At 53.5% G+C, this 19,868-nt stretch carries 18 protein-coding genes and 2 tRNA genes; all 20 read right to left on the bottom strand.

All coding sequences use genetic code 11. From position 1 onward, the window contains the following. Position 1: 1 nt before the first annotated feature. Positions 2–77: transfer RNA gene (locus QN359_RS17335), tRNA-Gly, on the bottom strand. A gap of 78 nt (positions 78–155) precedes the next feature. Continuing rightward, positions 156–231: transfer RNA gene (locus QN359_RS17330), tRNA-Gly, on the bottom strand. A gap of 49 nt (positions 232–280) precedes the next feature. Next, positions 281–865 (bottom strand): CDP-diacylglycerol--glycerol-3-phosphate 3-phosphatidyltransferase, encoded by a 585-nt coding sequence (gene pgsA / locus QN359_RS17325; protein WP_322247885.1) that lies wholly within the window; start codon positions 863–865, stop codon positions 281–283. A 96-nt stretch (positions 866–961) separates the two neighbouring features. Beyond that, the gene (gene uvrC, locus QN359_RS17320; RefSeq protein ID WP_322247884.1) at positions 962–2,872 is read right to left on the bottom strand and encodes an excinuclease ABC subunit UvrC; all 1,911 of its coding nucleotides are present in this window, start codon (positions 2,870–2,872) and stop codon (positions 962–964) included. Continuing rightward, entirely contained in the window at positions 2,869–3,300 is a 432-nt protein-coding gene (gene acpS / locus QN359_RS17315) for a holo-ACP synthase (RefSeq protein ID WP_322247883.1), read from the bottom strand. Before acpS ends, uvrC begins: the two co-directional genes overlap by 4 nt. After that, entirely contained in the window at positions 3,297–4,025 is a 729-nt protein-coding gene (locus QN359_RS17310) for a pyridoxine 5'-phosphate synthase (RefSeq protein WP_322247882.1), read from the bottom strand. Before QN359_RS17310 ends, acpS begins: the two co-directional genes overlap by 4 nt. Beyond that, a complete protein-coding gene (recO, locus tag QN359_RS17305; protein ID WP_322247881.1) occupies positions 4,022–4,816 on the bottom strand; it encodes a DNA repair protein RecO in 795 nt (264 codons plus the stop codon). Before recO ends, QN359_RS17310 begins: the two co-directional genes overlap by 4 nt. A gap of 8 nt (positions 4,817–4,824) precedes the next feature. After that, positions 4,825–5,727 carry a GTPase Era gene (gene era / locus QN359_RS17300; RefSeq protein ID WP_322247880.1) on the bottom strand — a complete coding sequence of 301 codons (903 nt, stop codon included), beginning with the start codon at positions 5,725–5,727 and terminating at the stop codon, positions 4,825–4,827. 8 nt (positions 5,728–5,735) lie between these two features. Beyond that, a complete protein-coding gene (rnc, locus tag QN359_RS17295; protein WP_322247879.1) occupies positions 5,736–6,590 on the bottom strand; it encodes a ribonuclease III in 855 nt (284 codons plus the stop codon). A 12-nt stretch (positions 6,591–6,602) separates the two neighbouring features. After that, the gene (locus QN359_RS17290) at positions 6,603–6,998 is read right to left on the bottom strand and encodes a DUF4845 domain-containing protein (RefSeq protein ID WP_322247878.1); all 396 of its coding nucleotides are present in this window, start codon (positions 6,996–6,998) and stop codon (positions 6,603–6,605) included. 22 nt (positions 6,999–7,020) lie between these two features. Continuing rightward, a complete protein-coding gene (gene lepB, locus QN359_RS17285; protein ID WP_322247877.1) occupies positions 7,021–7,932 on the bottom strand; it encodes a signal peptidase I in 912 nt (303 codons plus the stop codon). Further along, positions 7,929–9,722 carry a translation elongation factor 4 gene (gene lepA, locus QN359_RS17280; RefSeq protein WP_322247876.1) on the bottom strand — a complete coding sequence of 598 codons (1,794 nt, stop codon included), beginning with the start codon at positions 9,720–9,722 and terminating at the stop codon, positions 7,929–7,931. The genes lepB and lepA overlap by 4 nt, the downstream gene beginning before the upstream one ends. Positions 9,723–10,020: 298 nt before the next feature. After that, positions 10,021–10,833, bottom strand: coding sequence for a tRNA pseudouridine(38-40) synthase TruA (gene truA, locus QN359_RS17275; protein ID WP_322247875.1), 813 nt, complete (start codon positions 10,831–10,833; stop codon positions 10,021–10,023). Between the two features lie 82 nt (positions 10,834–10,915). Then, complete coding sequence (locus QN359_RS17270) at positions 10,916–13,579, bottom strand: FimV/HubP family polar landmark protein (RefSeq protein WP_322247874.1); 2,664 nt, start codon at positions 13,577–13,579, stop codon at positions 10,916–10,918. A 292-nt stretch (positions 13,580–13,871) separates the two neighbouring features. After that, positions 13,872–14,999, bottom strand: a complete 1,128-nt coding sequence (gene asd, locus QN359_RS17265; protein ID WP_322247873.1) for an aspartate-semialdehyde dehydrogenase — start codon at positions 14,997–14,999, stop codon at positions 13,872–13,874. 57 nt (positions 15,000–15,056) lie between these two features. After that, positions 15,057–16,130, bottom strand: coding sequence for a 3-isopropylmalate dehydrogenase (gene leuB / locus QN359_RS17260; RefSeq protein WP_322247872.1), 1,074 nt, complete (start codon positions 16,128–16,130; stop codon positions 15,057–15,059). Between the two features lie 20 nt (positions 16,131–16,150). Further along, positions 16,151–16,798, bottom strand: a complete 648-nt coding sequence (gene leuD, locus QN359_RS17255) for a 3-isopropylmalate dehydratase small subunit (RefSeq protein WP_322247871.1) — start codon at positions 16,796–16,798, stop codon at positions 16,151–16,153. A 5-nt stretch (positions 16,799–16,803) separates the two neighbouring features. Further along, entirely contained in the window at positions 16,804–16,935 is a 132-nt protein-coding gene (locus QN359_RS17250; protein ID WP_322247870.1) for an entericidin A/B family lipoprotein, read from the bottom strand. Between the two features lie 55 nt (positions 16,936–16,990). Beyond that, positions 16,991–18,391: a 3-isopropylmalate dehydratase large subunit gene (gene leuC, locus QN359_RS17245; protein WP_322247869.1), complete on the bottom strand. Its 1,401-nt coding sequence runs from the start codon at positions 18,389–18,391 to the stop codon at positions 16,991–16,993. A 246-nt stretch (positions 18,392–18,637) separates the two neighbouring features. Continuing rightward, entirely contained in the window at positions 18,638–19,735 is a 1,098-nt protein-coding gene (gene aroC / locus QN359_RS17240; protein ID WP_322247868.1) for a chorismate synthase, read from the bottom strand. Between the last annotated feature and the right edge of the window lie 133 nt (positions 19,736–19,868).

Below are 19,868 nucleotides of genomic sequence, written 5' to 3'. Positions count from 1 at the left end.
CTGGAGCGGGAGAAGAGGCTCGAACTCTCGACCTCAACCTTGGCAAGGTTGCGCTCTACCAACTGAGCTACTCCCGCGCTTGGTCCTACTATTACTACAATCGTTGCCAATGATTCACTACTTTACTGCTGCCAATTTTCGTCATATTGAAACAATGGAGCGGGAAAAGAGGCTCGAACTCTCGACCTCAACCTTGGCAAGGTTGCGCTCTACCAACTGAGCTATTCCCGCATCGACGAAGACCAGAATTATATAGGATTTTAGAATTCTGTCAAGCGAGCTAGTCGAGTTTCTCGGTTGACTCTTTAATCAGCGGCCACGCCCGGCGCAAATAATAAAACATCGACCAAACCGTCAACACCGCTGCCACCAATAATAGTACCGATCCCAACAACGCAGTATGAATGACACCGAAAAAATCATCGTAATACAAGAGCATGGGAATCGCCACCATCTGCGCCGTGGTTTTGATTTTTCCCAGCGAACTGACAGCGACCGACTTGGATGCCCCGATCAGCGCCATCCATTCGCGTAGCGCCGAGATGGTGATCTCGCGGCCGATGATAACGAAGGCGATCACGGCATTAACGCGATCAAGCTGCACCAGCACCAGCAGCGCCCCCGCCACCATCAGCTTATCAGCCACCGGATCGAGAAAGGCACCGAACGAGGAAGTTTGGTTCCAACGCCGCGCCAAAAAACCGTCAAACCAATCAGTGATGGCCGCCACCACGAACACGATGGTGGATGCCAAACTCTTGTCAAACGGCGTCAGCCAATTGTCAGGCAGATAGAACACGCCCACCACCAGAGGAATGAGGGCAACCCGCAACCAGGTCAGTAAAATAGGGAAATTCAGTGGCATGACAGTCTGTTCTGTGTGATCGTGATCGAAAAGCATGGCCGCAGTCAGCGCTGGTTTGCTGCATCTCTCGCGGCGGATAAGCTCAATTATATTTCGCTAACGTAAGCGCTTGTAAATTTCTTCTGCCAATTGCTGCGATATACCATCGACGCTGGCCAATTCTTCAACGCTGGCATCGGACACGCCCTTGAGGCCGCCGAAGCGCACCAACAGCTTTTGCCGCCGCTTCACCCCGACCCCATCGATTTCTTCGAGTTGCGAGGATTGCCGCGCCTTATCGCGTTTGGCGCGCATGCCGGTGATGGCAAAGCGATGCGCTTCGTCGCGAATCAGGGCGATCAGCATCAGCGCCGCCGATTCCTTGCCCAGTTCTTTTTCTGCGCGCCCATCAACGAACACCAGGGTTTCCAGGCCGACCTTGCGCCCTTCCCCTTTGGCGACGCCGACGATGAGGCTGATATCGAGCGCTAACTCGACGAATACTTGGCGTGCCATTTCAACTTGGCCCTTGCCGCCATCGATCAGCACTACATCGGGCATACGCGCGCCACTGTCGGCATCCGCATTCCGAATCCGCTCATAGCGTCGCATCAGTACCTGACGCATCGCAGCATAGTCATCGCCGGGCGTGATGTCTTTGATGTTGTAGCGGCGGTATTCGGCGCTTTGCATCGCATGATGTTGATACACCACGCACGAGGCCTGAGTGGCTTCGCCATGCATGTGACTGATGTCGAAACATTCGACGCGCAACTCATCGAGCTCGGCAATTTCCAGCTCAAGCATACTGACCAAGGCACGCGTGCGGCTTTGTTGCGAGCCCTGCTCCGACAATAAACGCGCCAGCGCCAGCTCAGCACCTTTTTGCGCCATCTCCAACCAGATGCGGCGCTGTTCTTGCGGCTGCAATGACAGATAGATTTTATGCCCGCATTGTTCGCTCAAGGCCAGCATTAAATCTGGCGCATCGAAGGCGATATTGAGCACCAATGTGGCCGGAATAAATTGATCGACATAATGCTGCGCCAGAAACGCCGCCATCACTTCACTTTCCATACTCTCTTCGGCAGTCACGCGGGCATCGTCAACATGGCTGGGGAAATACGCGCGATCGCCGAGGTGGCGGCCACCGCGTATCATCGCCAAATTCACACAAGCGCGCCCGCCCTCGACGATGACGGCGATGATATCGACATCGGCATTGCCGGTGGTTTCCATGCTTTGCTGATGCAGCACCTTGGAGAGCGCCGACATTTGATTGCGGATCGCCGCGGCCTGCTCAAATTTGAGCTCTTCGGCATAAGCGAGCATTTTCCGCTCTAAGGTCGCCATCACTTCGAGCTGACGACCACGCAGAAAATCGGCGGCATGGCCAACATCTTCGCGATAGTCTTCCGGTGTGATGAGGTCGACACAGGGGGCGCTGCAGCGTTGAATTTGATGCAGCAAGCAGGGTCGTGTGCGATTGGCAAACACACTGTCTTCACAACTGCGCAGTAAGAATACTTTCTGCAGTATTTGCATCGACTCTTTCACCGCCCAGCCCGATGGGAAAGGCCCGAAATACTGGTGCTTGCGGTCGACGGCACCGCGATAATAGGTCATGCGCGGCGTGGTTTCGTTGGTGATTTTTAAATACGGATAGGATTTATCATCGCGAAACAAGATGTTGTAGCGCGGCCGCAGCGCCTTGATTAAATTATTTTCCAGGATCAACGCTTCGGCTTCGCTGCGTGTCACGGTGGTTTCCAAGCGGGCGATTTTTGCGACCATCATGGCGATGCGCGGACTCGACACGGTTTTGAGAAAATAGGTGGTCACGCGTTTTTTTAAATCGCGCGCCTTACCGACATACAGCACCTGATCTTGATCATCAAAATAACGGTACACGCCGGGCAAATGCGGCAATTTGGCGACGGTGTCGAGCACCAGTTGACGGGCCACCGAGATCACGGCCACATCGGGCTCAGAATTTGGCGCTATATCAGCGGGTATCTCAGATGTCATGTCGAGCTCACTGCGCTGTCGCCGCCACACGCAGCCGTGTCTTGTTCGACAATGGCAAAGGCGACTACTTGACCGATTTCATCACTGACCGAAATGTGTGCGCGCAGGCCGCGTGCCGCCATCCACTGTTGCAAGCTGCCGCTGACAAATACCACCGGACGACCATGCTCGGCCGGCAAGGTTTGCATGTTTTGCAGTGTCATCGGCCAGCGCACGCCGGTACCGATGGCTTTGGAAAACGCTTCCTTGGCAGCAAACCGGGTAGCCAGATACAGGACGCCGCGCAAGACCGCTTGTGCCTGACGTTCGGCAAACACCTGCAACTCCTGCTCACCGAGTATTTTTTCGGCGAAGCGCTGACCGTGGCGCGTCCAAGCGCGCTCGATACGGGCGACGTCGACGATGTCAGTACCGATGCCGTATATCATTGCGCGACCCGCGCCGCCACCCGGGCACGCACCAACACGGCCTTGGCATCACGTACCGCCACTTCCCAACCACTGACGAGGGCACGCGCAAACACAGCACGGCCGAGTTCTATCCGCTCCAGGTCGGGCATGGCAGCCAGTGCCACAACATTGGTATACGTCAGACCGCCGCCAGCCTGCAGCCGCAAACCGCAGCGGATGCCGGCAGCCAGCGCAACCGCCAAGCTATCGAGTGCAACTGCCAGCGCATCCGCACTAGTGGCAGCAGCGTACTCATGAGTGGCCAGCATCACCCTGTCGATGCCGATGGCCGCGGCCGCCTGAAGTTGCGCGCTGTCTGGTGCCAGCAGTAAGCTGACGACCCTGCCAGTAGCTTGCAAGCCAGCTACGCAAGCACGTACCCGTGCCAAGTCTTGCAGCAGATCGAGAGCTGCCGTGTTTGCACCGCACAGCATGATTTTCTGTGGCGCATTGGTATCCAAGGCGGCACAGGCATCGATGTCAACCCAGGTAGTGACAGGCATAGCGAGCTGCGGCAATTGCAGTGGCACGGCATCCATCGCACAGCTGAGCGCATAACTGAGTGCATCAGCACCAGCTTGCTCCGCCAAACCAGCCAGTTGAGTCAAGCTCGCCGTATCGATTTCGCCGGCCTGGCAAAGTCGAACCAAAGGGCGCAGAGAAACACCGAGCTCTATCACTTGCCGCTGCTGATGAATATTCATAAATTCTGTAAGTCGATCAAAATTTGTCGGGTGTTTAAAACTGCGCCGTGCAAATGATGGGTGAGTAAGAAGCGCATCAGCATTTTGCTTTGATAGCGCGTCTGCGCATCGCTGTAATCGGCGGCGCACATATCGAGTAAAGTTTTACCCAGCACGACAGGCGCGGCGTCATCGATGCGCACCGGTCGCGCACCGAGTTCAGGATCAATTATATAACTTTGTTCAGCCAACACGCTGGTCCGACTGTGCGTGCAAAAACTCAAGTCACTGAGCAAGCCGGATTCACGCAACAAGACCAACTCAAACTGCCGCAAAACCGTGGGAGCAGCCTGTTGATGGCCGAGTTGATTGAGACTGGCGACATACTGATCGAACAAGGCAGCGTGGGCTTCATCGCGCATCAGAAATTTCACCAGCAATTCATTGAGGTAAAAACCGCACAATAGCGCAGACTTCTCCAGCGGCAACATACCGCCTACCCAATCGGCACCAGTCAGGATACGTAATTCAGATTTACCGGTCCAACTCAGTTGCAAAGGCTGAAAAGTTTGCAATACGCTGCGCAATTGCGAATGGGGGCGCTTGGCACCTTTCGCAACTAAGGCGATACGGCCGTAGTCGCGTGTCAAGACGTCGATGATGAGACTGGTTTCCTTGTGCGGCCAAGAATGCAGCACGAAACCCGGTTGTTGATGCACACGTAATTCGCGCACGCTCGGCGGCCGTTTCGGTATGGCTTTGCGCGCCGCGGATGCGACTGCACTGTCAACGACGCTGACCGCCTCGCTCATGGTTTGACTTACTCGTAACCGTAGGCACGCAGACCGGCTTCGTTATCGGCCCAACCCGATTTGACTTTGACCCAAATTTCCAAATAAACCGGGCCACCGAACAGTTTTTCCATATCCACGCGCGATTGCGAGGAGATATCTTTCAAACGTGCGCCCTTATTACCGATAACCATCGATTTATGACCGTCACGATCGACCAGAATGGCAATGAAAATACGGCGCAGATTCCCTTCCTGCTCAAACTTTTCGATCAAGACTGTGCTGGTGTAAGGTAATTCGTCGCCGACGAAACGGAATAATTTTTCGCGCACGATTTCGGTAGCGAGGAATTTTTCACTACGGTCGGTGATGTCGTCTTCGGCGAAAACCGGTGGGTTGAGCGGTAAAAATTGACGAATCTCGCCTTCCAAATTTTCTAATTGGAAGCGCAAGGTCGCCGATACCGGCACAATCGCTGCGAATGGAAACAAGGCAGCAATTTTTTGCGCAAACGGCATCATCACGGCTTTATCTTTGACGCGGTCCGATTTATTGATGACCAAAATACATGGCACGTCTTTCGGCAGCAGATCGATGACTTGCTGATCGGCCGCGCCGAAGGTGCCCGCCTCGATCAGGAACAGAATCGCGTCGGAAGCCGTGAGCGTAGTGGTGACCGTGCGATTGAGTGTGCGGTTGAGCGGATTGGCATGGCGCGTCTGAAAACCCGGGGTATCAACGTAAATATACTGGGTCTGATCTTTGGTTTGAATGCCGGTAATACGATGGCGCGTGGTTTGCGCCTTGCGCGAAGTAATACTGACTTTGGCACCGATCAAGGCGTTCATCAAGGTTGATTTACCAACATTCGGACGGCCGACGATGGCAATGTACCCGCAACGAAATTCCGGATTGTCTACGATAGGATTCATGGGGTTGCTCACGCTGTTTTAGGGTGGTGACCAGGGCTGGCGGCACGCGCCTCACCCCGTTCGAGATCAGCATTTGCTGTCGATTTTTTGCTCTCGGATGGGCTCGCCCCATTCGATTGAGCGGTGGCAATACCGGCCAATTTCAATTGTGCCGAACGCGGCTTGGCTTTGCGCGCGGCCGGCATCCGCGCCAGCGCCGCCATCGCAGTTTCAAGTGCCAACTTGGCGGCGGCTTGCTCACCGGCACGGCGACTGCCGCCGGCACCAAACACTTGAATGTCAAGCTTGGGTACCAAGCATTCGATTTCGAATTCTTGGCTGTGCGCCGCACCATGGGTGGCGACGACGTTGTACTGCGGCAGCGCGATTTTTTTACTTTGCAGAAATTCTTGCAGCAAAGTTTTGGCATCTTTGCCGAGCGTGGTCGGATCGACCGATTCCAATACTGGCGCATACAAAGAACGGATCACTTCTTTGGCGACATCAAAACCGGCATCGAGAAACACCGCACCGAACAAGGCTTCGAGCGTATCGGCGAGAATCGAAGGCCGGCGAAAGCCGCCCGACTTCAATTCGCCTTCGCCCAAGCGCAAAAACTGTGACAATTCTATGCGCTGAGCAATTTCATACAAAGATTGCTGCTTAACCAAGTTGGCCCGCACCCGTGACAAATCACCCTCATCGATATCGGCAAAACTATCGAACAAGACTGATGCGACCACGCAGTTTAAAATCGAATCGCCGAGAAATTCCAAGCGTTCATTGTGCAACACACTATGACTACGGTGCGTTAAAGCCTGCTGCAATAAAGCGGGGTGACTGAACTGGTGCCCCAGTCTATTTTGCAATAGTTGAAGATTCATACGTGCATCTGCTTATTCTGGCTTTTTGGCAATAACACCATTAGTCGCCGTGGTACCTTGATATTCCAGCAACAAGCTCGCCGGTCCAAATAAAGGAATTTTTTTCTGATACGAAAAGCTCACAATCACATCGCCACCGTTAGCATCGATGCTCAAATCTTTGCTGCTGATGGAGGTGATGTAGCCGACTTCGGCTTGCCGATCAAAGGCAAGCTTGATTTCATTGGCCGTGCTGGCACCGGCTTTGGCAGCCACGATAGCGCGCTTGACGGAGTTGTACTCTATCACTGTCGGCACCACTTTCGCTGCCAAAATAGCCAAGAGAACCAACACGCCCATAGACAACAGCATGCCGACGAGCGAAATGCCGCGCTGCGCAGGCAGCTGAGTAGGGGCCAAATTATGCATGAAAGTGTGCTCCGAGTGGGGATTAATGGAAACCGCCGATACGCTTGATATTCCCTAAATTCATCCAAATGAAGAAAGCTTTACCGACAATATTCTCATCGGGCACAAAGCCCCAATAGCGACTGTCGAGACTGTTGTCGCGATTATCACCCATCATGAAATATTGCTTTTCCGGCACGACGCAAGAAAATCCTTCGGCGTTGTAACTGCAATTTTCACGTTTCGGGAAATTATGCGGATCGCTGACAAAGGATGGGCGCTGCTCATCATTGAGAATGCGGTGTTCGACGCCGGTCAGATTTTCCGCATATTGCTTGGAATAACTGAGCCGTTCTTCGTCGAGAAAATCGGGCAAAGCCTGATAGCTGAGCTCGTTGCCGTTAATGCTCAAGCGTTTATTTTTATAGACGACGGTATCACCGGGCACACCGACGACACGTTTAATGTAATCGACCGAGATATCTTCCGGGTACTTGAACACCATCACGTCGCCGCGCTGGGGATTGCCGATTTCGATGACCTTCTTGTTGAGTACCGGCAAACGAATACCATAATTGAATTTATTGACCAAGATCAGATCACCGACATACAAGGTCGGCAACATCGAGCTCGAAGGAATCTTGAAGGGTTCGTACAAAAACGAGCGTAAGAAAAACACCAGAGCAATAACGGGGAAAAAACTGCCCGAATACTCAACCCACAGCGGTTGACGCAAAATACTCGCGGCGATTTCGGCGCGCTTGTTTTCTTCCACACGGATGCCTTCGGCGGTCAGCTTAGCGATGCGTGCATCGTATTCTGCCAAGGCCAAATCGGCCGCGGCGCGGCGCTGTTTCGCCAACACAAACACATCAAGAAACCAGATGATGCCGGTAGCAATCGTGAGCACAAATAAAATCAATGCAAAATTGCCTAAAATCGATTGAAAACTCATTTTTCATCCACTTGTAAAATTGCCAGGAAAGCTTCTTGCGGTATCTCAACAGAACCGACTTGCTTCATGCGTTTCTTACCTGCCTTTTGTTTTTCCAATAACTTGCGTTTGCGGCTGATATCGCCACCATAACATTTTGCCAAGACGTTTTTACGCAAAGCCTTCACGTTTTCACGTGAAATGATGTTAGCACCGATGGCGGCCTGAATCGCGACATCGAACATCTGACGCGGAATCAATTCTCGCATTTTTGCAGCAACGGCACGACCACGATAGTGACTATTGGCGCGATGAACAATAATTGCCAACGCATCAACTTTTTCAGCGTTGATCAGCATATCGACTTTCACCACATCGGCAGCGCGGTATTCTTTGAATTCATAATCCATGGAGGCGTAACCGCGCGAGGTGGACTTGAGGCGATCAAAGAAATCGAGCACAATTTCAGCCATAGGAATTTCATAGGTCAGTTTTACCTGACGACCATGATAATTCATATCGAGCTGTACGCCACGCTTGGAAGTACACAAGGTAATCACCGAACCGACATATTCCTGCGGCATATACAAATTGACCGTGACGATAGGTTCACGAATTTCTTGGATTTTCGATGGTTCTGGCATTTTCGATGGATTATCTACCATCAAGATACTACCATCTGCCATCACGACTTCATAAATCACCGTTGGCGCCGTGGTGATGAGATCCATGTCGAATTCACGTTCCAAACGTTCCTGCACGATTTCCATGTGCAACAAGCCGAGGAAACCACAACGGAAGCCGAAACCAAGCGCTTGCGACACTTCCGGCTCATACATCAGGGCCGCGTCATTGAGCTTGAGTTTTTCCAGCGAATCGCGCAGCGCATCATACTGATTGGCTTCGACCGGGAACAAACCGGCAAACACTTGCGGCTGCACTTCCTGGAAGCCTGGCAAAGGCGCCGCGGCCGGACGATTGGCGACCGTGATCGTATCACCGACCTTGGCCGACTTGAGTTCTTTAATACCGGCGATCACAAAACCAACTTGACCAGCCGACAAATGATCGCGCCCCACCGACTTGGGCGTAAAGACACCGACACTTTCAACCAAATGCTGCGCTTCGGTCGCCATGAACAGGATTTTATCCTTAGGACGCAAGGTACCATTCATGATACGCACCAGCATGACCACGCCGACATAATTATCGAACCAAGAATCGACGATCAAACCCTGCAAAGGCGCAGTCACATCACCGCTCGGCGCCGGCACTTTGGCGATCAGCGATTCGATCACATCGATGACGCCGAGACCAGTCTTGGCCGAGCAATGTACGGCTTCGCTGGCATCAATGCCGATCACTTCTTCAATTTCGGCACAGGCATTATCGGGATCGGCCGAGGGCAAATCAATTTTATTGAGCACCGGTACGACTTCAACGCCCAATTCAATCGCCGTATAGCAGTTCGCCACCGTTTGCGCTTCCACCCCTTGTGAGGCATCCACCACTAACAAAGCCCCTTCGCAGGCCGACAGCGAGCGGCTGACTTCATAACTGAAATCGACGTGACCGGGCGTATCGATCAGATTGAGGTTATACACCTGGCCGTCTTTGGCCTTGTAATGCAGCGCAGCGGTTTGCGCTTTGATGGTGATTCCGCGTTCGCGTTCGATATCCATCGAATCGAGGACTTGCGCTTCCATTTCGCGATCGGACAAGCCGCCACACAATTGAATGATGCGATCAGCCAGCGTGGATTTGCCATGGTCAATATGGGCAATAATAGAAAAATTGCGGATGTTTTTCATTGAATACTAAAAATTACTAAGGTGAGGCGAAGACCGGCTTAAAAAATGCCGGCGGACAATGGTAACGGGAGTCAAAAGGCGTGCCGCGGCGAGCCGCAAGCAACGCGATTTCGCCGTTTTTGGCGTTCTTACTGCGGCGACAAACACGCTACGTGGCGCTGCTTTTCACTGTAACAGCACGCTGATACAGGCAACAGCCGCCAAGCAAACACCGTTAGTCCGGAGTTTTGCAAAACGTCATTTTACCGGATTTCAGAGGGGAAAACCGAGAAATCATCGCTGACGCAGAGATGAATGATTAAAGCGACAAGAAATCAGGCAAGCTATCCGACTCCGCTTGTGGCAATTCCCATTTTTTTTCGTAATCGATTTTTGCCAGATATAAGCCGTCAGGCATGAAAGTCGGTGCTGCCAGGCTACGGTCGCGACTCTGCAAGACTTCTGCCAGCCACTCTGGGCTATGCTTACCCTGTCCGACCGCCAGCAAGGAGCCGACGATATTCCTGACCATGTGATGAAGAAAAGCGCTGGCTCGCAAACTGAAGACAATCAACTCTCCTTGCTGGCGGATTTGCAAATCGTATAAATGTTTGACCGGTGTTTTCGCTTGACAGGCGGCGGCACGAAAGGCTGAAAAATCATGTTCGCCGATCAAATGACGCGCTGCCTCGCGCATAGGCTCGACCTCGAGCGGCCGAAACACCCATCCGGCGCGGCCCACCCACATCGGCTTACGTATCCGCGCATTATATAAAACATAATGATAAGTACGCGCCCTGGCGCTGAAACGAGCATGAAAATTGTCCTGCGACAAGGGGTCGAGCGGCAGTTCTTTAGCCCATTGCACAGCTATACTGGCAGGCAAAAAGGCATTGACGCCATTCACCCAAGAATACGGTGCACGCCTTAAATCGCTGTCAAAGTGCACTACTTGCTCTAGCCCATGCACACCGGCATCGGTGCGTCCGGCGCAGACGGTACTCACCGGCGCGCCGCAAAACTGCTGCAAAGCACGCTCCAATGCATCCTGTACGGTGTGACCATCAGGCTGAGTTTGCCAGCCATGCCAATCCGCACCATCATACTGCACACCTAAAACCAATCGTTTCACAAGCCGTTCCACAAGCATTCATCCGTTCAAAAAACAAAAACGGGCACCTGAAATAAGGTGCCCGCAGAATTACGTCTCCGTATCAGCTCATTTGCGCAAGCATGCCGTTGGCACGTTCTTTTTGGCTGCTGCTGCCACCCTTGAGAACTTCATCCAACAATTCACGCGCACCTTCTTTATCGCCGATTTCATGGTAGGCCACGGCCAGATCAAGCTTGGTCGACATTTCCGCATTTTCCGGCTGCTCCACTGCCGCCGTTTCAGGCTCTGACACAACAGCGAGCGGCGTATCGAGATCGAGATCAATCCCGGACAAATCAAATTCGAACGGTGAAGCCAAATCAACCGGGGCCGGTTCCGGCGCGTTTTCCTGCAATATCTCTGGCAACTCCGCACTCAAGCTGTCAGCCAGACCGAATTCCGGCTCTTCCAGCGCGGCCGCGGCAACCGATGGCAGCGGCGGCGCAGTTGGCGCTTCACTGAAATCAAAATCAATGGTACCAAAATCGACTTCCGGCAGCACTTCCGGGGTCGCTTCTTCCTTACGAACTACCGGCTCAGGAATGGTCGGCACTTCTGCATCACCGAAACCCATGCCAAGATCAAAGTCGAGGCCATTGTCGACGGCGACTTCTTCATGCGAGGCCGTATCGATGACACTGATCGCATCGAGCATATCGCGCGAGAGTGAATTACCGAGCAAAGCTTCCGGATCCAAATCTTCCAGCGGCTGCGTGGCCGAGCCGAGCGCAGCACCATAATTGAGTTCGGTTTTCGCCTTACCACCGACATACAAAGGATTACCCGGCTCAAGCACAATCCCCATCGAGGCGGCTTGCGCCCATTCGTCGCCTTCGCCACTGGTCATGCCATACAGTTCACTGGCCAGACGTTCGAACAATTTGGCATCTTTGCGAGCAAAATAAATTTCCAACAATTTTACCCGCACCGCATGGCGATCAGGCTGCGTACGCAAGGCTTCTTTTAAAATTTCTTCCGCCTGAGAATCGCGGCCATAAGCAATGTACACATCGGCTTCGGCGACCGGATCCACTTCATTGGCATCGAGCTGACTGGCAGACGGCGCAAAGTTGGAATTGAACACGCTGTTATTGGTGTCGACACTTTGACCGCCGGTCGAACCGAACATGGAGTTCGCCTTCATGCTTGAACCGGTCAAAATACTGTCTTCAAATTGCTGCAGTTTTTTCTTACGGTTATTCAACCATACCCCGGCGCCGGCCAATACGGCGAGCAACACAGCACCACCCGGCATGAGCCAGTCCGACCATTCATCCCAAATGCTGACTTCCGGCGGTGGCGGCGGTGGCGCGACGATCTTGCGGCGCGGTTTGCTGGTCGCTGCAACACTGGCTGCCGCCGGCTCCGACGCAGCAGCCACAGCCGACGCCACTGCCGGCAATGTGGCCGCTGCTGGAGCGGTCACTGCGGCTGCCGAAGCGGCAGTCGCAGTAACGCTTGCTGATACTGCTTTGGCATCGACTTTCGCTTGCGCTTGTTTGGCACTGATTTCAGCCTCTTTATTCGCCAAGTCTTGATTTTTCAAGTCCAGCAAATGCTGCAAATTACCTACATTTTTTTCCAACTCCTTGACCCGATTAGCAGCATCGACTGCAGCACGGTCTTTGGCAATTTTATCTTCATCCACGGCACTTTTGCCGTTACCCGCATTGGCAGCGGCCGTCGGGGCCGCTTTGGAGAGTTTCAGTTTATCGGGCGAATCAGCACCAGGCGCGGCCGATTCTTTGACCTGACTGGTAATACTGCCAGTTGCACTCTGCTTGGTCGCGGCAAGCTCTTTCGAGGCCGGCGCACGCGACACAGAATCAGCCAATTTCTGGCGATAGGCATTGAAGTCGCTCGCATGCGCCACCACCACCGCGCGCGCGGCACGGCCATCGGCGGCACGGATAGCATCGGCATCGGGCAGCGCCAGAATTTGCCCAACCTTAAGGCGATTCATATTCTTACCGGCGAAGGCTTGTGGGTTGCTGCGGTACAGACTCACTAACATTTGATCGAGCGAGACGCCCTCAGGCTTGTAGTTGGCAGCCAGCTTACCCAAGGTATCGCCAGACTTGACCGTATATTCACCGACCGGCTTAGCCGCTGTCTGCGGTTTTTTTTTCGCTGCCATCTCGGCCGCTACTTCGGCCGCCACCGCCGCAATGGCAGCCGGCGCGGCAGACCCAGCAGGCGCAGCACGGGCCGCCAGTGGTGTCGGCGTACTCGCTGTTTTCTGTGCGACTAAGGCAGGATTACTGACTTGCGGCGATTGACTGTTGCGCAATTCAGCCGGATCCAGCAAGAAGGTGTACTCACGTAACAACTTGCCGTTCGATGAGGTCATTTCCAATAACATGTCGACGAACGGCTCATTCATCGCTTGCGAAGAAGCGACTTTGATCACATAGCCGTTTCCGCGCGCCACAATGGTAAAGCGCAGCGATTGTAAGCTCGGACTCAATTCAATATTCGCCTGACGAAACGCTTCGACCGATGCCAGCTTAGGCGCCAGGGAGTCAATTTCATCTTTATTCGGTGCAGTCAATTCTATTTCAGCATTGAGCGGCTGACCCAGCGCTGACAAAACAGTCAGACGCCCGAGCCCGGTCGCCTGCGCGCCGGCTGCCAGCAACAAGGTCGAGGCAACCGCGACGCTCAAAGCTTTGCGTCCCAGAGAAATCACAGATGTTCTTTTTTGTTTATACATTTTGTCAGACATATTGGGAATTTGGCGAATAAAGTCCGCGGGGAAAGGCACCGACACAATCAAGCGCAGCAACAGATTGCAATCTAATCAGCGCGCACAGTTTGCGCTGCAAGCTTACCGCGAATTATCCCCATGGTAAATACATTAAGAAGCCTAGCAGTGAGGGAAGTTGCCTAAATGTTGTTGCCATTTAACAATTCTGAGGTTTTCCTCGAATTATTTGCGGATTTTTCATTACTCGCGCAAAAAAGGGAAGCCACAGCTCCCCTTTTTTTCACCGCGCACAACACAAATTCACGTTGTCTCAGTCGATCAGAATACGCAACATACGACGCAAGGGTTCTGCCGCACCCCACAACAATTGATCCCCGACCGTGAACGCGCCGACATATTCAGGGCCCATTGCCAGCTTACGAATACGACCGACCGGTATCGTCATGGTGCCGGTCACGGCGACGGGAGTCAGATCACGCACACTGTCGTGACGTGTGTTCGGAACAACTTTGACCCATTCATTATCAGCAGCAATCATCGCTTCAATATCAGCCAGCGGCACATCTTGCTTTAATTTGAAGGTCAGCGCCTGACTATGGCAGCGCATCGCACCGATGCGTATGCAAAAACCATCGACCGGAATCGCACTGCTGCCGTAGGCGGCACCGAGCCCGAGTATCTTATTGGTTTCGGCCATGCCCTTCCATTCTTCTTTCGACATGCCGTCACCGAGATCTTTATCGATCCACGGAATCAGCGAACCACCGAGTGGTACGCCGAAATTCGCCGTTTCCGCTGCCGTCAAAGAGCGTTGCTTGGCAATGATCAGCCTATCGATTTCTAAAATCGCGCTGCGTGGATCATCGAGCAAAGCACGTACTTCGCTGTACAGGGTGCCATATTGCGTGAGCAATTCGCGCATATGTTGCGCGCCACCGCCGGAAGCCGCTTGGTAAGTCTGAGTACTCATCCACTCAACCAAGCCCGCCTTATACAAGGCGCCTACACCCATGAGCATGCAACTGACGGTACAATTTCCACCGACCCAATTGTTTTGCCCTTTGACGAGCGCATCTTTAATCACTGGCAAATTGACCGGATCGAGCACGATCACGGCATCGTCATTCATCCGCAAGCTCGAAGCAGCATCGATCCAATGGCCATTCCAACCGGCCGCGCGCAATTGCGGGAAAATTTCATTGGTATAGTCACCACCTTGGCAGGTAATAATGATGTCGCACTTTTTCAGCGCCGTAATATCGTTGGCGTCTTTCAGTGTCTTTTCATTCTTTGCCATCGCCGGCGCAGTTGCGCCGCTGTTCGAAGTAGAAAAGAATACCGGTTCAATATCAGCAAAGTCCCCTTCCTCTTGCATACGCTGCATCAGGACCGAGCCCACCATTCCACGCCAACCTACCAAACCCACCAATTTCATCATTTTTCCCTAAAATATGCAGGAAGTCCCTGCCCGCCATCGTGCCTGTCGATTCCGTAATTACTGCGCCAATGCAGCTACCACGGCGCGCCCCATTTCGGCCGTGCCAACCTGAGTCGTGCCGGCTTCGTAGATATCGGCGGTACGTAATCCCTGTGCCAATACTTTTTTTACCGCCAGCTCTATGCGGTCGGCTTGCTCGGCTTTATTGAGCGAGTAGCGCAACATCATCGCTGCCGACAAAATCGTCGCCAGAGGGTTGGCGATGCCTTGGCCGGCGATATCAGGTGCCGAGCCATGCGAAGGCTCATACAAGCCTTTATTATTGGCGTCGAGTGAAGCCGATGGCAACATGCCGATAGAGCCGGTCAACATCGCCGCTTGATCGGACAGAATATCGCCGAACATATTGCCGGTAACGATCACATCAAAGCGTTTCGGCGCGCGCACCAACTGCATGGCAGCATTGTCGACATACATATGGTCGAGTGCCACATCGGGATATTCGCGATGCACATCGGTAACGATATCTTTCCAGAATTGGAAGGTCTCGAGCACATTGGCTTTGTCGACGCTGGTCAGACGTTTGCTGCGTTTTTGCGCGGTTTGAAAGGCCACATGCGCAATGCGCCGAATTTCACTTTCAGCATAGCGCATGGTATCAAAACCCTCACGCTCACCTTTGAACGGCCCATCCGGACAGATGCGCACACCACGCGGCTGACCGAAATAGATGTCACCAGTCAGTTCGCGGATAATCAAAATATCGAGACCCGACACCACCTCAGGCTTGAGCGAAGACGCACCGGCGAGTTCCGGATACAAAATCGCCGGACGCAGATTGGCAAACAATTTCAAATGTTTACGCAAGCCAAGTATCGCTTGCTCAGGCCGCAGCGGACGGTCCAACGTATCGTATTTCCAGTCACCGACGGCACCAAACAGAATGGCATCGGCATCTTGCGCCAATTTAAGCGTGGCATCGGGCAGCGGATGCCCGGAAGCTTCGTAGCCGGCACCGCCGACCGGTGCGGTTTCCATTTCGAACGATTCGCCCAGTGCATTGAGCACTTGTACCGCTTGCTCAACGATTTCCGGTCCAATGCCGTCGCCAGGTAAGATTGCTATCTTCATATTTTTATCGTTTTATTCTATTAAATCGTGTTGGCCAACCATGGTTGCGCCGCCAGGTGGCGCTCTTCGAAGGCGCGAATTTTATCGGCTTGACGCAGCGTTAAACCGATTTCATCGAGACCATTGAGCAGGCAAAATTTACGGAAAGCATCCACTTCAAATGGCATGACCAGACTGCCATCGCTGCTGGTAACGACTTGCGCCGCCAGATCGACGACCAGATGAAAGCCCGGAAAGGCTTTGACATCATGGAATAAGCGATCGATCTGCGCTTCCGGCAAGACGATAGGCAGCAAGCCATTTTTGAAGCAGTTATTATAAAAAATATCGGCAAAACTCGGCGCAATCACGCAGCGAAAGCCATACTGATCGAGCGCCCACGGTGCATGCTCACGCGAGGAACCGCAACCGAAATTTTTGCGCGCCAACAGTATCGAGGCACCTTGATAGCGCGCTTGATTGAGCACGAAATCGGGGTTCAGCGGACGCCGACTGTTATCGATGCCGGGTTCGCCGTGATCGAGATAGCGCCACTCATCGAACAGGTTCGGGCCAAAGCCGGTACGCAGTATCGACTTGAGAAATTGTTTTGGAATAATGGCATCGGTATCGACATTAGCACGATCCATCGGTGCCACCAAACCGCTATGTATAGTAAATTTTTCCATGATCGTTATTTCTTGCCGACGCTTTCAACGGCTTCGCCAGCTTTTTTGACATCTTTGCCTATGCCTTGCACGGTATTACACGCACTCACGGCGAGCAAACCAGTCAGGCAAATCAGTATGGTATAGAATTTTTTCATCATTTTTCCCTTGCACGCCCAAACGGGAGTACGGTCATTGATTCCACTGTGTTGATTACAGCGCGCGCACGTCGACGAAGTGACCGGCAATACCGGCCGCCGCTGCCATCGCCGGCGACACCAAATGGGTGCGACCGCCCTGCCCTTGACGTCCCTCGAAATTGCGATTCGAGGTAGAGGCACAACGCTCACCCGGTTCGAGTCGGTCGGCATTCATGGCCAAGCACATAGAGCAACCTGGTTCGCGCCATTCAAAGCCGGCGTCACGGAAAATCCGGTCCAAACCTTCACGCTCAGCCTGATCTTTGACCAAGCCGGAACCAGGCACCACCAATGCCAACTTGACATTGGAAGCACGGAATTTTCCGCGCACCACAGCCGCCGCGGCGCGTAAATCTTCAATGCGTGAATTGGTGCAGGAACCGATGAACACTTTATCGATGCGGATATCGGTGATCGCCATATTCGGCTTCAATTCCATGTAAGCCAAGGCTTTTTCGATGGCATCGCGTTTGACTTCGTCTTTTTCCAAGTCTGGGTCAGGGATGCGGCTATCGATCGCCACCACCATTTCGGGCGAGGTACCCCAAGTTACTTGCGGCTTGATTTCGGCAGCATTGAGAGTGACCACCAGATCAAAACGCGCGCCGGCATCCGAGTGCAGCGTGCGCCAGTAATCGAGTGCGCGATCCCAGTGCGGTCCGACCGGCGACAATGGCCGACCCTTGACGTAATCTATCGTGATTTGGTCGACGGCAATCATACCGGCGCGTGCACCGGCTTCGATCGCCATATTACAGACCGTCATGCGACCTTCCATAGACAGCGCACGGATGCTGCTGCCAGCAAATTCGATCGCATAACCAGTACCACCGGCCGTGCCGATTTTGCCGATGATGGCCAGCACGATATCTTTGGCCGTTACGCCAGCTGGCAAGACCCCATCAACCTGCACCAGCATGGCTTTGGATTTTTTGGCAATCAAGGTTTGCGTCGCCAGCACATGTTCGACTTCCGAAGTACCGATGCCATGCGCGAGGCAAGCGAAAGCCCCGTGCGTCGAGGTATGCGAATCCCCGCACACCACGGTCATACCAGGCAAGGTCGCGCCCTGCTCAGGACCGATCACATGGACGATGCCTTGGCGTTTATCGGCCATGCCGAAATACGTCATACCATATTGCTTGGCATTGGCGTCGAGCGTTTCCACCTGCAGACGCGAAGTCGGATCGTCGATACCATTAATGCGATTGGTAGTCGGTACATTGTGGTCGGCCACCATCAGATTGGCCGACAAACGCCAAGGCTGACGCCCAGCCAGCTTGAGGCCATCGAAGGCTTGAGGACTAGTCACTTCATGCAGCAAATGACGGTCGATATACAGAATTGCCGTGCCATCTTCTTCAGAATGCACTACATGCGATTCCCACAATTTGTCGTACAGCGTTTTAAGCATAGTCTCTAGCCTGCAAGGAGAGGTCGGCGTGCACAGGTCGGACCAGAACTGTCCGCCACCCCGAGTTGAATCGAATTTTTGTCTTTGATTATGCCACAATTGTGCGCCGCAAAACCACGCTGAGGGGCAAAAATGCGGCCCGCGTAGGCGAGAGAAAAATCAGCTTTAGCAGAATGCGCCGAATTTTCACTCGTTTTTTGCTTATTACAATCGAAATAACCGTGAATTATTTTGAAACAAGAAAGCTCAGTGTGCCGCTGGGAATGGCGTGCTCTGCACATCGCCACACTGCGCCCGATGACGCAAGGCGTGATCGATCAACACCAAAGCCAGCATGGCTTCGGCAATCGGCGTGGCACGGATGCCGACGCAAGGATCATGGCGACCAAAGGTTTCCACCACCACCGCTTGACCATTCTTATCAATAGAATTGCGCGGCGTGCGTATCGACGAAGTCGGTTTGATGGCGATCGAGACCGTAATATCTTGACCGGTCGAGATGCCGCCGAGGATGCCGCCGGCGTGATTACCGATGAAACCGCTCGGTGTCAGCTCATCACCATGCTCAGAACCACGCTGCGCCACGCTGGCGAAGCCGGCACCGATTTCCACCCCTTTGACGGCATTGATACCCATCATCGCATACGCAATTTCGGCATCAAGCTTGTCATAAATCGGTTCCCCCCAACCGACCGGCACACCGCTGGCCACCACGTCGATGCGGGCACCGATCGAGTCACCATCCTTACGCAGTGCATCCATGTAGTCTTCCAAGCGAGCGATCAGGGTGGCATCGCCAGTAGGGGCAAAAAACGGGTTATCGGCGGTATGCGACCAAGCTTGAAATGGAATCGCCAGCTCACCCAATTCACGCATACCGCCATGAAACGTGATGCCGAATTGTTGCGCCAACCATTTTTTGGCGATCGCCGCCGCTCCCACCACCGGTGCCGTCAGTCGCGCCGAAGAGCGCCCGCCGCCGCGCGGATCACGAATACCGTATTTATTCCAGTAGGTGAAGTCGGCATGGCCGGGGCGGAAAGTTTCAGTGATATTGCCGTAATCCTTACTGCGTTGATCTTGATTTCTTATCAATAAAGCAATCGGCGTGCCGGTAGTTTTACCTTGGTAAACGCCGGACAGGATCTCTACCGTGTCGGGCTCCTGGCGCTGGGTCACGTGACGCGAGGTGCCGGGACGCCGCCGGTCGAGCTCGGGCTGGATGTCCGCCTCTGATAATTCCAAGCCGGGCGGGCAGCCGTCGATCACACAACCGATGGCCGGACCGTGCGACTCGCCGAAGGTGGTAACGGTAAACAAGGTTCCGAAAGTATTGCCAGACATATAAATTTTGCGATCAAGGTTAAAAACGAAATTAAAATCATTTTAACAGCCTTATCGCTTCATTTCTATCGATTGCAACAGCAAAATACCCCAAGCATGCGCGCCGCGCGCTGTGGCGCAAATGCCGCAGCGC

Source organism: Undibacterium sp. 5I2 (genome assembly GCF_035019605.1).
In the GTDB taxonomy this organism is placed as follows: Bacteria; Pseudomonadota; Gammaproteobacteria; order Burkholderiales; family Burkholderiaceae_D; genus Undibacterium.
This window is presented reverse-complemented; position numbering and strand designations above follow the sequence as displayed.

Coding starts and splice junctions, on each gene's coding strand:
- pgsA (WP_322247885.1), bottom strand. CDS start 865: ATGCCACTGAATTTCCCTATTTTACTGACCTGGTTGCGGGTTGCCCTC.
- uvrC (WP_322247884.1), bottom strand. CDS start 2,872: ATGACATCTGAGATACCCGCTGATATAGCGCCAAATTCTGAGCCCGAT.
- acpS (WP_322247883.1), bottom strand. CDS start 3,300: ATGATATACGGCATCGGTACTGACATCGTCGACGTCGCCCGTATCGAG.
- QN359_RS17310 (WP_322247882.1), bottom strand. CDS start 4,025: ATGAATATTCATCAGCAGCGGCAAGTGATAGAGCTCGGTGTTTCTCTG.
- recO (WP_322247881.1), bottom strand. CDS start 4,816: ATGAGCGAGGCGGTCAGCGTCGTTGACAGTGCAGTCGCATCCGCGGCG.
- era (WP_322247880.1), bottom strand. CDS start 5,727: ATGAATCCTATCGTAGACAATCCGGAATTTCGTTGCGGGTACATTGCC.
- rnc (WP_322247879.1), bottom strand. CDS start 6,590: ATGAATCTTCAACTATTGCAAAATAGACTGGGGCACCAGTTCAGTCAC.
- QN359_RS17290 (WP_322247878.1), bottom strand. CDS start 6,998: ATGCATAATTTGGCCCCTACTCAGCTGCCTGCGCAGCGCGGCATTTCG.
- lepB (WP_322247877.1), bottom strand. CDS start 7,932: ATGAGTTTTCAATCGATTTTAGGCAATTTTGCATTGATTTTATTTGTG.
- lepA (WP_322247876.1), bottom strand. CDS start 9,722: ATGAAAAACATCCGCAATTTTTCTATTATTGCCCATATTGACCATGGC.
- QN359_RS17270 (WP_322247874.1), bottom strand. CDS start 13,579: ATGTCTGACAAAATGTATAAACAAAAAAGAACATCTGTGATTTCTCTG.
- asd (WP_322247873.1), bottom strand. CDS start 14,999: ATGATGAAATTGGTGGGTTTGGTAGGTTGGCGTGGAATGGTGGGCTCG.
- leuB (WP_322247872.1), bottom strand. CDS start 16,130: ATGAAGATAGCAATCTTACCTGGCGACGGCATTGGACCGGAAATCGTT.
- leuD (WP_322247871.1), bottom strand. CDS start 16,798: ATGGAAAAATTTACTATACATAGCGGTTTGGTGGCACCGATGGATCGT.
- QN359_RS17250 (WP_322247870.1), bottom strand. CDS start 16,935: ATGAAAAAATTCTATACCATACTGATTTGCCTGACTGGTTTGCTCGCC.
- leuC (WP_322247869.1), bottom strand. CDS start 18,391: ATGCTTAAAACGCTGTACGACAAATTGTGGGAATCGCATGTAGTGCAT.
- aroC (WP_322247868.1), bottom strand. CDS start 19,735: ATGTCTGGCAATACTTTCGGAACCTTGTTTACCGTTACCACCTTCGGC.